Source organism: Pseudomonas sp. S3_B11 (assembly GCF_054667715.1).
This window is the reverse complement of record NZ_CP162749.1, coordinates 3,925,850-3,937,831: the sequence shown is the minus strand read 5'-3', so window position 1 is coordinate 3,937,831 and position 11,982 is coordinate 3,925,850. Positions and strand designations below refer to the sequence as shown.

At 63.5% G+C, this 11,982-nt stretch carries 10 protein-coding genes; 6 read left to right on the top strand and 4 right to left on the bottom strand.

What is annotated here, in order from left to right; all coding sequences use genetic code 11:
* The first annotated feature begins 62 nt into the window (after positions 1–62).
* Positions 63–869, top strand: a complete 807-nt coding sequence (locus AB4O22_RS17680; protein ID WP_003199496.1) for an alpha/beta fold hydrolase — start codon at positions 63–65, stop codon at positions 867–869.
* A 157-nt stretch (positions 870–1,026) separates the two neighbouring features.
* On the opposite strand, the gene dsbG is transcribed toward AB4O22_RS17680, so the two are convergent.
* Genes dsbG through dsbD form a run of 3 tightly spaced genes read right to left on the bottom strand, consistent with a single transcriptional unit; the run spans position 1,027 to position 4,366 of the window.
* Positions 1,027–1,794, bottom strand: coding sequence for a thiol:disulfide interchange protein DsbG (gene dsbG, locus AB4O22_RS17675; protein ID WP_460096848.1), 768 nt, complete (start codon positions 1,792–1,794; stop codon positions 1,027–1,029).
* A complete protein-coding gene (locus AB4O22_RS17670) occupies positions 1,770–2,639 on the bottom strand; it encodes a TlpA disulfide reductase family protein (RefSeq protein WP_003199499.1) in 870 nt (289 codons plus the stop codon). Before AB4O22_RS17670 ends, dsbG begins: the two co-directional genes overlap by 25 nt.
* Positions 2,639–4,366: a protein-disulfide reductase DsbD gene (gene dsbD / locus AB4O22_RS17665; protein WP_003199501.1), complete on the bottom strand. Its 1,728-nt coding sequence runs from the start codon at positions 4,364–4,366 to the stop codon at positions 2,639–2,641. Before dsbD ends, AB4O22_RS17670 begins: the two co-directional genes overlap by 1 nt.
* A gap of 175 nt (positions 4,367–4,541) precedes the next feature.
* Between dsbD and AB4O22_RS17660 the strand changes: the two genes are divergently transcribed.
* The 4 genes from AB4O22_RS17660 to AB4O22_RS17645 all read left to right on the top strand — a co-directional run bounded on the left by AB4O22_RS17660 (position 4,542) and on the right by AB4O22_RS17645 (position 8,489).
* On the top strand, positions 4,542–5,222 hold the full coding sequence (locus AB4O22_RS17660; RefSeq protein WP_013692602.1) for a response regulator: 681 nt from the start codon (positions 4,542–4,544) through the stop codon (positions 5,220–5,222).
* Complete coding sequence (locus AB4O22_RS17655) at positions 5,219–6,550, top strand: ATP-binding protein (RefSeq protein ID WP_223473062.1); 1,332 nt, start codon at positions 5,219–5,221, stop codon at positions 6,548–6,550. Before AB4O22_RS17660 ends, AB4O22_RS17655 begins: the two co-directional genes overlap by 4 nt.
* A 214-nt stretch (positions 6,551–6,764) precedes the next feature.
* Positions 6,765–8,177, top strand: a complete 1,413-nt coding sequence (locus AB4O22_RS17650) for an aspartate aminotransferase family protein (protein WP_003199506.1) — start codon at positions 6,765–6,767, stop codon at positions 8,175–8,177.
* 84 nt (positions 8,178–8,261) lie between these two features.
* The gene (locus AB4O22_RS17645; protein ID WP_028237696.1) at positions 8,262–8,489 is read left to right on the top strand and encodes an MbtH family protein; all 228 of its coding nucleotides are present in this window, start codon (positions 8,262–8,264) and stop codon (positions 8,487–8,489) included.
* Positions 8,490–8,568: 79 nt separating this feature from the next.
* Here AB4O22_RS17645 and ppsR read toward each other — a convergent pair whose 3' ends face one another.
* The gene (gene ppsR / locus AB4O22_RS17640; protein WP_014337326.1) at positions 8,569–9,387 is read right to left on the bottom strand and encodes a posphoenolpyruvate synthetase regulatory kinase/phosphorylase PpsR; all 819 of its coding nucleotides are present in this window, start codon (positions 9,385–9,387) and stop codon (positions 8,569–8,571) included.
* A 185-nt stretch (positions 9,388–9,572) separates the two neighbouring features.
* On the opposite strand from ppsR, the gene ppsA reads away from it, so the two are divergent.
* A complete protein-coding gene (gene ppsA, locus AB4O22_RS17635) occupies positions 9,573–11,948 on the top strand; it encodes a phosphoenolpyruvate synthase (RefSeq protein ID WP_460096846.1) in 2,376 nt (791 codons plus the stop codon).
* Positions 11,949–11,982: the final 34 nt, after the last annotated feature.

The following is an 11,982-nucleotide window of genomic DNA, read 5'->3' as shown; positions in this document are numbered from 1 at the left end:
TGCTCAGCCTGCACAGCTCAGTCTCCCAAGGCTTTTTCCAGACACAAACAAGGAGGTCACCCATGCCCTTTTCAATCATTGACGGACAACCGCTTCACTACCTGGACCAAGGCCAGGGCCCGGTGGTGCTGCTGGGCAGCAGCTATCTGTGGGACCACACCATGTGGGCGCCGCAGATCGAGGTGTTGTCCCAACATTACCGGGTCATCGCCCTGGACTTGTGGGGGCACGGCCAGTCCGGGCGTTTGCCTGAGGGCATGACCTCCCTGGACGACCTGGCTCGTCAGGCATTGGCATTGATGGATCACCTGGGCATCGACTGTTTCAACCTGCTCGGGCTCTCGGTGGGCGGGATGTGGGGGGCACGGCTGGCGCTGGCGGCGCCTGAGCGCGTGCTGTCGCTGGTATTGATGGACACCTACGTCGGTGTCGAGCCGGAACCGACCCGCCAGTACTACTTCTCGTTGTTCGACAAGATCGAAGCCAGCGGCAGCGTTCCCGAGCCGTTGCTGGACATCATCGTGCCAATCTTCTTCCGGCCGGGGATCGACCCGCAGTCGGCGCTCTATCAGCAGTTTCGCGCCGCGCTGGCCGCGTTGCCGACCGATCGCCTGCGCGACAGTATCGTGCCGCTGGGGCGGATCATTTTCGGTCGGGACGACATCCTGCCGCGCCTGCATGAACTGGATGCCAAGCGCACGGTGGTGATGTGTGGCGACCAGGACAAACCGCGTCCGCCGTCCGAGTCCATGGAGATGGCCGAGTTGATCGGTTGCCCACATATACTGATTCCGGAGGCGGGGCACATCTCCAACCTGGAGAACCCTGAATTCGTGAATCGGACATTGCTGGGGTTATTGCGCAACTGATCCGCCGTCATCGCGAACAGGGATTTTGTGACCGATGCAAAGCCCCTGTGGGAGCGAGCTTGCTCGCGATTGCGGTGTGTCTGTCATATCAATGCTGACTGATCTGCCGCTATCGCGAGCAAGCTCGCTCCCACAAGGGGTCTGCAGTGGAGGCCAGTCACTTCGGCCCGAGAATCTTCGCCAGTTTGTCCGGTGACGGCGCGCCTTGCTGTTGTTGCAGTTCGCCTTTTTCATCCAGATAGAAAATTGCCGGGGTGGCGGACAGTTCCAGTTCGTCCATCAACTGCTGGTTGGCGTCCAGTTTCGCCTGGATGGCCGGCGGTATGTCCTTGAGCGGTTTGAGCGGGCTGCCCTTGCCGGCCTTTTCATGCTCGGCCAGGGTTTTTTCCGGGTCCTTGGCCGCCAGCAAGGCAGCGGATTTACCCGGGCTGTCTTCGCGGATGATGCCCACCATGATGTGACGCAACTGCACCTTGCCGGCCTTGACCCAGGGCCGTGCCTGTTCCCAGAACATGTTGCAGTACGGGCAGTTCGGATCGCTGAACAGGTACACCGTGCGCGGTGCGTCCTTGTTGCCGTCGGCGATCCAGTTGCTGCCCTCCATCTTCGCCCAGATGGCCTTGGCCATCGGTGCATAAACCAGTTTTTGCAGTGGCTCGGCGCTCAGGTCCTTGCCGTCGGCGTCGTACAGGTTGCCCAGCAGGACGTGTTGCCCATCCGGGGTCAGGTACAGCGCCATGCCACGGTTCTGGTATTGCGCCGCGTAACCGCGCAAGCCGTCCGGCGCGTCGAAGGTGCCAACGATTTTTGCGCCCTTGGCTTCGATCTTCTTGATGGCTGCGGGCGATTCTTCGGCCTGGAGCAGCGGGGCCTGCGACAGTGCGGCGGCAACGGCCAGGGTCAGCAGGTGGCGGAGGCGGGGCATGGCGTTTTCCTTGTGGCGGAGTGGGGCGTCGTGGACGAGTCCGGCGTTTCGAAGTTTTCCAGGGCGCGAGCCAGGCTCGCTTCCGACAATTCCCCCAGGTGGCTGCCCAGCAGGCGGCCATCGGCGCTGTAGAACAGGGTCGTCGGCAGGGCCATGGAGCCGACAGCCTGGCCGAGACGACCGCTGCCATCGAACAACACGTTGTCCAGGCTCAGGCCTTGGGTGGCGAGGTAGGTGCTGACGCTTTGCATGCTTTCGGCCTGATTGACGAACAGGAAGGTCAGGTCTGGACGTTGTTGCTGGGCTTCTTCGAGCACCGGCATTTCACGCCGGCAGGGCGGGCACCAGGTGGCCCATAGATTGATCACCAGGGGGCCGCCCTGGTAATCGGTGAGTTTCACGGTCGCGCCGTCGGCGGTGCGCAGGGTTATGTCCGGCAGCCGGGTGCCTTGTTCATAAATCGTCAATGACAGGGTCGCCACCAGCCAGAACAGCAAGCCGCTGCCGACGCCAAAGCCCAATGGCCGGCGCAGGGGCGGACGGCGCCGGGCCCACAACAAGGCGCCAATCAGCAGCGCCACGATGCCCGGCCAGGCCAGGAAGCCACCGTCGCGCAGGTCGACGATCTGCCACGGGTCGTCCCGGTAATGTTGCCAATAGGCGACGACGAAGCCGATCCGTGCGGCCAGCAGGCCCAGTAGAAACAGCACGAACAGCACCGACTCGGGGTTTTCGCCACCGCGCTTGGCCACTCGCCAGCCCACGAAGGTCGCCAGCGCCAGGGCGCTGATGAGCAACAGGTGGTTGAGGGCGATGGCAAAGGTGCCCAAGGTAAACGTCAGCATCAGCGCGCGTCCCGGGTGAGGTTCCAGCGCTCCAGGAACGCCTTGGCGTCGACTTCCCCGGTGATCCGCTGGCTGCGGCGCTCTTCACCGTCGGCGCCGATCCACAGCAGGCTCGGCGGCCCCGGCACTTGGTAACGGCCCAGCAGTTCGCGGCTGGCAGGGCTGTCGGCGGTGACGTCCAGGCGCAGCAGGCGCACACCGCTCAGGGCGTCGAGCACTTCGCTGCGGCCGAAGACCTGTTTTTCCATGATCTTGCAGGACACGCACCAATCGGCGTAGTAGTCCAGCAGCACCCACTGGCCCTGGGCCTTGGCGGCATCCAGTTCCCGTTGCAGGGTGGCGGGTTCGTTGACCGTGACGAACGCATCGTGGGCACTGACGGTCGCGCGGCCTTCGGTGCCGGCGTAGACCTTCAGGGGTTGGAAGAAGTCATCGCCGCCGCCTGCTGCGCCAATCACCAGCAGGCTGCCCCACAGGCCGAACAGCAACGAGGCGCTGCCGCAGACATAGGCGATGCGGCCGAACCCTTCGGTCTGGCGCCAGGCGCTGTAGGCGGCAATCAACATCAGCACGCCCCACAGGCCGACCCACAACGAACCGTCGATGATCGGACGAATCATCAGCAGCGCGGTGCCCAGGAACAGGAAGCCGAACACGCCCTTGAGCAGGTCCATCCAGGCACCGGGCTTGGGCAGGAAGCGGTTGCCCACGGTCACCAACAGCAACAGTGGCAGGCCCATGCCGATGCCCATGGTGAACAGGATCAGCCCGCCGTGCAGCGCATTGCCGCTCTGGGCGATATACAACAGCGCGCCAGCCAGCGGCGCGGTCATGCACGGGCCCACCAACAGGCCGGACAGCGCCCCGAGAATACCGGCGCCTACCAGGCTGCCACCGCGCTGCTGGCGCCCGGCGTTTTCCAGGCGGTCACGCAGGGCGGCCGGCAATTGCAATTCGAAGAAGCCGAACATCGGCAGTGCCAGCAACACGAACACGGCCGCAAAGCTGCCCAGCAGCCACGGTTGTTGCAGCAGCGCCTGAAGGTTGGCCCCCAGCAGCGCGGCGAGCACGCCCATGGCGGCGTACACCAGGGCCATGCTGATCACGTAGCTGCCGGCCAAGGCCAGGCCGCGTCTCGGCCCGGCACCGCTGCCCACCACCAGCCCGGCCAAAATCGGCAGCATCGGCAGCGAACAGGGGGTGAACGCCAGCAGCAGGCCCAGGCCGAAGAACACCAGCAGGCTCCAGCCCAAGGCCCGTTGTTGCAGGCCGCTGGCCAGGGCCTGGTCCGGCGCCTCGCCGCTGGCCGCCACCGGTGCGCTGCCCCCCAGGTCGACCACTTGGGTCTGGGGTGGATAGCACAGGCCGGCGTCGGCGCAGCCTTGGAAGCCGACCTTGATCTTGCCCGTGGCACCGGCCGGAATCTTCAGCTCCAGCGCCTGGCGATAGACCTGCTGGTCGCCGAAAAATTCGTCGCTGTGGGCTTCACCCTCCGGCAGCTTGGGTTTCTGCGCCTCGGCCAGGCCATCGAACTTGAGGCGCTGCTGATACAGGTAGTACCCATCGGCGATCTGCCAGAACAGCTGGGTTTCACCGGAGTCCAGGCGTTCGGAGGTAAACACGAACGCCTTTTCCACCGGCAGGAAATCGGGTTTGGTCTCGAAGGGATTGGCGGCCTGGGCCAGGCCCGAGATCAGGAACAGCCACAGCAAAAACAATCGACGCATGGATAAAGCCTTAGAACGAAGCAAGTGGAAAACACAATGGCGGCTGGCGATTAACCGTCGATTAACCCGACGACGGCCGGCAGGCGCCAATGATCGCCCATGTTGGCCGTACTCGTCGCATAATGTCGGCTTAATCGGCCGGCGGCCTAATGTACCTTTTTCCACGGGGCTTACCATGCGCGTACTGGTCTGCGAAGACGATGAGTTGATTGCCAGCGGGATCGTTGCCGGCCTTACGGCGCAGGGCCTGACCGTCGAGCACGTCGCCACTGCATCGGCGGCGCGGGCGATGGTCGGCGTGGCGGAATTCGATGTCATGGTGCTGGACTTGGGATTGCCCGACGAGGACGGTCTCAAACTGCTCAGGCAGTTGCGTCAGCAGGGGCTGGAGACGCCGGTGCTGATCCTCACCGCCCGGGACTCGGTGACCGACCGGGTCGACGGCTTGCAGGCCGGCGCCGATGACTACCTGCTCAAACCCTTCGACCTGCGCGAACTTGCGGCGCGCCTGCACACGTTGCTGCGGCGCGTGGCGGGGCGCAGCGTCAACCTGATCGAACACGGTCGCCTGACCTATGACCCCAGCAGTCGGGAAACCACCCTGGACGGCCAACCGGTGGATCTGTCCCGGCGCGAGCAATCGCTGTTGCAGGCACTGTTGCACAGTCGCGGCAGGGTGCTGTCCACTGAACAGCTCAAGGACAGCGTCTACGGGTTCAACGACGAACTGGAAAGCAACGCCCTCAACGTCCATATCCATCACCTGCGGCGCAAGTTGGGTAACGGGATTGTCGAGACCGTGCGTGGCCTGGGCTATCGCCTGGGGCCGGCCGAAGGTGGAGAGTCTTCCAAGTGATGAGCCTGCGACTGCGCCTGAGCCTGACCCTCGGCGCGGCCTTTGCCCTGATCTGGGCCCTGGCCGCGGCGTGGATGCTCAGTGACCTGCGCAACCAGATGATGTTTTCCCTCGACCAGCGCCTGGTGGCTTCGGCGCGGATGGTCGCCGGGTTGCTGGAACAGATGCCACCGTTGCCCAGCAAGGGCGACGGCACGCATTTGAGCTCCGAGCAATTGAGCATTCCAGGCGGCATGGCCTGTCAGGTCAGTTCCTTGCGCGGCGAGATTCTGGCCCGCAGCCACGGCACCCCGGAGCAAACCCTGGAAGCCGAGAAAATGGGCTTCCACGACCAGATGATCGACGGCGCGCCCTGGCGCAGCTTCACCCTGGCCCGGGGCGATTTGCGCATCACCACCGCCGACCGCCAGATCGAACGCGAAGCCCTGAACATGTCGATACTGTTGGCCGCCTCGGTGCCGGTGGGCGTGGCGCTGCTCGGTTGCCTGTGCCTGTTGTGGCTCGGCATTGGCCAGGGCCTGGCACCGCTCAATCGCATTCGCGATGCGCTGATGCGGCGTAGCGCCGATTCCCTGGAGCCCTTGCAGATCCATCCACTGCCCAGCGAATTGCGACCGCTGCTGGAGACCCAGAACCAGTTGTTCCAGCGCATCGGCAAGACCATCGAGCGTGAGCGCCGGCTGACCGGCGACGCCGCCCACGAGCTGCGCAGCCCGCTGACCGCGATCAAGACGCACCTGCAAGTGGCGCGCATGACCGAAGGCGCCGCCCGCGACCAGTCCCTGGCCCGGGCCGAGGAGGGCGCCGACCGCATGCACCGCACACTCGAACAGTTGCTGTTGCTCGCGCGGGTCGAAGGCAGCCTGTCGTTCGACGATGGCGTGCAATGCAACGCCGAGCAGGTCGCCCGACTGGCGATCCAGGATGCCGCCAGCAGTGATTCGCGGCGGATCAGGCTGCACGTATCCCCAGGGTTGTCCGATGCACCGGTGCAGATGCCGGCGGTGCTCTCCATCGCCGCCTTGCGCAACCTGCTGGATAACGCCCTGCGCCATACCCCGGACGATACCGATGTGGAGCTGAGCCTGGAGATGGTCGGCCAGCGCGTGCGCTTCCAGGTCCGCGACCACGGCCCCGGCATCGCCGCCGACGACATCCAGCACCTGACCCAGCGCTTCTGGCGCAATGGCCATAGCACCGGCTGCGGACTGGGGCTGGCGATCGTCCAGGCCATCGTCCAGCGTTGCGGCTGCGGCCTGCATTTCGACACGCGCCCGGATGGGTTGCGGGTCGAGTTGACGGTGCCGGTGCAGGTGTTACCGGCCTGATTCACTCCAACAATGGCCTGTGCAACGGCTTTGCTCCCACAGGCTTCATGAACAAGCCACTGATCGCGTCGACCCGCAAAGTTCTGCCCGAGAGTAAATCCCTGCGTTGCTGATGCGTTTCCACAACAGGAAACCTGCATGTGCGCTCCGACCGGAGATGCACCTGTGCGGTGTGTCGTTGGGTCATTACTTCAGTGTATTGCGGGGTCGAGGGATGTCAGTCGCCAACAGTCTTATCGAAGCACAGCCGGCCCGGGTCAGCCCTGCGCCGGTCGAGACGCTCTACCAGTTCAATGAGTCGCCGCTGCTGGCCCGCCAGAATCGGCAGGAGTCCAACGCCCGCAGCTACCCAAGGCGGATTCCCCTGGCCCTCAAGCGTGCCAAGGGGCTGTATGTCGAGGACGTCGAGGGTCGCACCTTCATCGACTGCCTGGCCGGCGCCGGCACCTTGGCGCTGGGGCATAACCATCCGGTGGTGATCGAAGCGATCCAGCAGGTGCTGGCCGATGAGCTGCCCTTGCATACCCTGGACCTGACCACGCCGGTCAAGGATCGTTTTGTCCAGGACCTGTTCGGCTTGTTGCCGGCAGAGCTGGCCGCCGAGGCGAAGATCCAGTTCTGCGGCCCCACCGGTACCGACGCGGTGGAAGCCGCCCTCAAGCTGGTACGCACCGCCACCGGCCGCAGCACCGTGCTGTCGTTCCAGGGCGGTTATCACGGCATGAGCCAAGGGGCGTTGAGCCTGATGGGCAGCCTGGGGCCGAAGAAACCCTTGGGCGCCTTGCTCAGCAGCGGCGTGCAGTTCATGCCCTATCCCTACGATTACCGCTGCCCGTTCGGACTGGGTGGTGTCGAAGGCGTGAAGGCCAATCTGCATTACCTGGAAAACCTGCTGAATGACCCCGAGGCCGGCGTGCAATTGCCGGCAGCCGTCATCGTCGAAGTGGTGCAGGGCGAGGGCGGGGTGATTCCCGCCGACCTGGACTGGCTACGCGGTTTGCGGCGGATCACCGAGCAGGCGGGGGTGGCGTTGATCGTCGACGAAATCCAGAGCGGCTTTGGCCGTACCGGCAAGATGTTTGCATTCGAGCACGCCGGGATCATCCCGGACGTGGTCGTGCTGTCCAAGGCCATCGGTGGCAGCCTGCCCCTGGCGGTGGTGGTTTATCGCGATTGGCTCGACACCTGGTTGCCGGGCGCTCACGCCGGGACCTTCCGTGGCAATCAGATGGCCATGGCCGCCGGTTCCGCAGTGATGCGCTATCTGCAGGAGCACGACCTGCCGGCCCACGCCGCGGCCATGGGTGAACGCTTGAGCGAGCACCTGCGCATCCTGCAGCGAGACTTCCCGCAACTGGGCGATATCCGCGGTCGCGGGTTGATGCTCGGCGTCGAACTGGTGGATCCGGCGGGTAAGCCTGACGCCCTGGGCCATCCGCCGGTACATGCACGGCTGGCGCCACAGCTGCAACGTGAATGCCTCAAGCGCGGGCTGATCCTGGAGCTGGGTGGCCGGCAAGGCGGCGTGGTGCGGTTCCTGCCACCGCTGATCATCACAAAGGCGGAAATCGACCGGGTTGCCGAGATTTTCGGGCGAGCCCTGCAGGCGGCGGTCGTCGAGGCCTAATTTTCACCCCGGCCCGTACGTTCCTTTCATATCCTGGCTGCGCATGCGCCGCCGCGAACCTCGAGCAAAGATGGAGAGACACCCATGACTTCAGTATTCGACCGCGAGGACATCGTCTTTCAGGTCGTGGTCAACCACGAAGAACAGTATTCGATCTGGCCAGACTACAAGGCCGTCCCCGAAGGTTGGCGCACCGTCGGCAAAAGCGGGTTCAAGAAGGAATGCCTGGCCTACATAGAAGAAGTCTGGACCGACATGCGCCCGCTGAGCCTGCGCAAGAAGATGGAAGAACAGGCGGCTGTGGCTCATTGATACAACGGTTGTAAGAACGCCTCAACCCTTGTGGGAGCGAGCAGGCTCGCCCCCACAAGGGTTTTGTGTTGTTGCGGGGTTACTTGAACCGCCGCTCCACCCCTTTCTCCACCAGGATCTTCGCCGAAATCTCTTCCACGGAAAAATGCGTGGAATTGATGTGCGGAATATTCTCCCGCCGGAACAGGTTTTCCACCTCGCGCACTTCGAACTCGCACTGGGCATAGCTCGAATAGCGGCTGTTGGGCTTGCGCTCGTTGCGGATCGCGGTAAGGCGGTCCGGGTCGATGGTCAGGCCGAACAGCTTGTGCTGGTGTGCGCGCAGGGCGCTGGGCAGTTGCAGGCGCTCCATGTCGTCTTCGGTCAGCGGGTAGTTGGCCGCACGGATGCCGAACTGCATCGCCATGTACAGACACGTCGGCGTCTTACCACAGCGCGACACCCCCACCAGGATCAGGTCGGCCTTGTCGTAATAATGCGTGCGCGCGCCGTCATCGTTGTCCAGCGCGAAGTTGACCGCCTCGATCCGCTCCATGTAGTTGGAGTTGTGGCCAATGGAGTGGGATTTGCCGACCGAGTAGGAGGAATGCTCGCTCAGTTCCTGCTCCAGGGGTGCCAGGAACGTGGAAAAAATGTCGATCATGAAACCATTGGACGTTGCGAGAATCTCACGGATGTCCTGATTGACGATGGTATCGAAGATAATCGGGCGGAAACCGTCGGTTTCGGCGGCTTTATTGATTTGCTGTACCATGGCCCGCGCCTTGTCGACGTTGTCGATGTACGGCCGTATGAACTTGGCGAAGGTAATGTTTTCGAACTGTGCCAACAGGCTTTGGCCTAGCGTTTCGGCCGTAATGCCGGTGCCGTCGGAGATAAAGAAAGCAGATCGTTTCATTTGCGCCTTGGGCCTTAAGCTAGTGAGCTAGTGACGATTCTTGGATATGATAGGCGCGATTTGCTGGCCGCCAGTGGTCCGCATTCTCACTTATTTTCCAGGTCCAGGCCATATCGCCGGTCATCGCTCCCCCTGGAGCCACCGGTGCCTTGAGCTTTTCCAACACAGTTAGTGGAGAGATCACCTTGGTAGAGTACGTAGTTTCCCTCGATAAGCTCGGCGTCCATGATGTGGAGCATGTGGGGGGCAAGAACGCATCCCTGGGCGAGATGATCAGCAACCTCGCCGGCGCCGGCGTATCGGTGCCAGGCGGCTTCGCCACGACCGCCCAGGCTTATCGTGATTTCCTGGAACTGAGCGGCCTGAACAAGCAGATCCACGATGCGCTCGATGCCCTGGACGTCGATGACGTCAATGCCCTGGCCAAGACTGGTGCCCAGATCCGTCAATGGATCATGGACGCCGAGTTCCCCGAGAAACTGAACGCCGAGATCCGCACCGCTTTCGCCAAGCTGTCCGAAGGCAATCCCGATATCGCCGTCGCCGTGCGTTCCTCGGCCACCGCCGAAGACCTGCCGGACGCCTCCTTCGCCGGCCAGCAGGAAACTTTCCTGAACATCCGTGGCGTGGAAAACGTCATCCGCGCCGCCAAGGAAGTCTTCGCCTCCCTTTTCAACGACCGTGCCATTTCCTACCGCGTGCACCAGGGCTTCGACCACAAGCTGGTTGCCCTGTCCGCCGGTGTGCAGCGCATGGTGCGCTCCGAAACCGGCACCGCCGGCGTGATGTTCACCCTCGACACCGAGTCGGGCTTCCGTGACGTGGTGTTCATCACCGGCGCCTACGGCCTGGGTGAAACCGTCGTGCAGGGCGCGGTGAACCCGGATGAGTTCTACGTCCACAAAGGCACGCTGCAAGCCGGTCGCCCGGCTATCCTGCGCCGCAACCTGGGCAGCAAGGCCATCAAGATGATCTACGGCGACGAAGCCAAGGCCGGTCGTTCGGTGAAGACCGTCGACGTGGACAAGGCCGAGCGCGCGCGTTTCTGCCTGAGTGACGCCGAAGTCAGCGAACTGGCCAAGCAGGCGATGATCATCGAACAGCACTACAAGTGCCCGATGGACATCGAATGGGCCAAGGACGGTGACGACGGCAAGCTGTACATCGTGCAGGCCCGCCCGGAAACCGTGAAGAGCCGCACCCAGGCCAACGTCATGGAGCGCTACCTGCTCAAGGAAACCGGCACCGTGCTGGTGGAAGGCCGTGCCATCGGCCAGCGCATCGGCGCCGGCAAGGTGCGGATCATCAAGGACGTCTCGGAGATGGACAAGGTCCAGGCCGGCGACGTACTGGTCTCCGACATGACCGACCCGGACTGGGAACCGGTGATGAAGCGCGCCAGCGCCATCGTCACCAACCGCGGCGGGCGTACCTGCCACGCGGCGATCATCGCCCGTGAACTGGGGATCCCGGCAGTGGTCGGTTGCGGCAACGCCACCGAGCTGCTCAAGGATGGCCAGGGAGTGACCGTGTCCTGCGCCGAAGGCGATACCGGCTACATCTTCGAAGGCGAACTGGGCTTCGACATCAAGAAGAACTCCGTGGACGCCATGCCGGACCTGCCGTTCAAGATCATGATGAACGTCGGCAACCCGGACCGCGCCTTCGACTTCGCGCAGCTGCCGAACGCTGGCGTGGGCCTGGCCCGCCTGGAGTTCATCATCAACCGCATGATCGGCGTGCACCCCAAGGCGCTGCTGAACTACGACGGCCTGCCGCAGGAAACCAAGGACAGCGTCGACAAGCGCATTGCCGGTTACAACGATCCGGTCGGTTTCTACGTCGAGAAGCTGGTGGAAGGCATCAGCACCCTGGCCGCAGCGTTCTGGCCGAAAAAGGTCATCGTGCGCCTGTCGGACTTCAAGTCCAACGAATACGCCAACCTGATCGGCGGCAAGCTTTACGAGCCGGAAGAAGAAAACCCGATGCTGGGCTTCCGTGGCGCTTCGCGCTACATCAGCGAAGCGTTCCGTGACTGCTTCGAACTCGAGTGCCGCGCCCTCAAGCGCGTGCGCAACGAGATGGGCCTGACCAACGTCGAGATCATGGTGCCGTTCGTCCGGACCCTGGGCGAAGCGAGCCAGGTCGTCGACCTGCTGGCGGAAAACGGCCTGGCCCGTGGCGAAAACGGCCTGCGCGTGATCATGATGTGCGAGCTGCCGTCCAACGCGATCCTGGCTGAAGAATTCCTCGAGTTCTTCGACGGCTTCTCCATCGGTTCCAACGACCTGACCCAGCTGACCCTGGGCCTGGACCGCGACTCCGGGATCATCGCGCACCTGTTCGACGAGCGGAATCCGGCGGTCAAGAAGCTGCTGGCCAATGCCATCGCCGCCTGCAACAAGGCTGGCAAGTACATCGGCATCTGCGGCCAGGGCCCTTCGGACCACCCGGACCTGGCCAAGTGGCTGATGGAGCAGGGCATCGAAAGCGTTTCGTTGAACCCGGACTCCGTGTTGGAAACCTGGTTCTTCCTGGCTGAGGGGCAGGCGGCGGTCTGATCGAGTGAAGGGGCCTCACCGGTAATGTAAGCCG

What these genes read in the sequence shown, in the direction of transcription:
- AB4O22_RS17680 (WP_003199496.1), top strand. Translation starts at nt 63, where the DNA reads ATGCCCTTTTCAATCATTGACGGACAACCGCTTCACTACCTGGACCAA.
- dsbG (WP_460096848.1), bottom strand. Translation starts at nt 1,794, where the DNA reads ATGCCCCGCCTCCGCCACCTGCTGACCCTGGCCGTTGCCGCCGCACTG.
- AB4O22_RS17670 (WP_003199499.1), bottom strand. Translation starts at nt 2,639, where the DNA reads ATGCTGACGTTTACCTTGGGCACCTTTGCCATCGCCCTCAACCACCTG.
- dsbD (WP_003199501.1), bottom strand. Translation starts at nt 4,366, where the DNA reads ATGCGTCGATTGTTTTTGCTGTGGCTGTTCCTGATCTCGGGCCTGGCC.
- AB4O22_RS17660 (WP_013692602.1), top strand. Translation starts at nt 4,542, where the DNA reads ATGCGCGTACTGGTCTGCGAAGACGATGAGTTGATTGCCAGCGGGATC.
- AB4O22_RS17650 (WP_003199506.1), top strand. Translation starts at nt 6,765, where the DNA reads ATGTCAGTCGCCAACAGTCTTATCGAAGCACAGCCGGCCCGGGTCAGC.
- AB4O22_RS17645 (WP_028237696.1), top strand. Translation starts at nt 8,262, where the DNA reads ATGACTTCAGTATTCGACCGCGAGGACATCGTCTTTCAGGTCGTGGTC.
- ppsR (WP_014337326.1), bottom strand. Translation starts at nt 9,387, where the DNA reads ATGAAACGATCTGCTTTCTTTATCTCCGACGGCACCGGCATTACGGCC.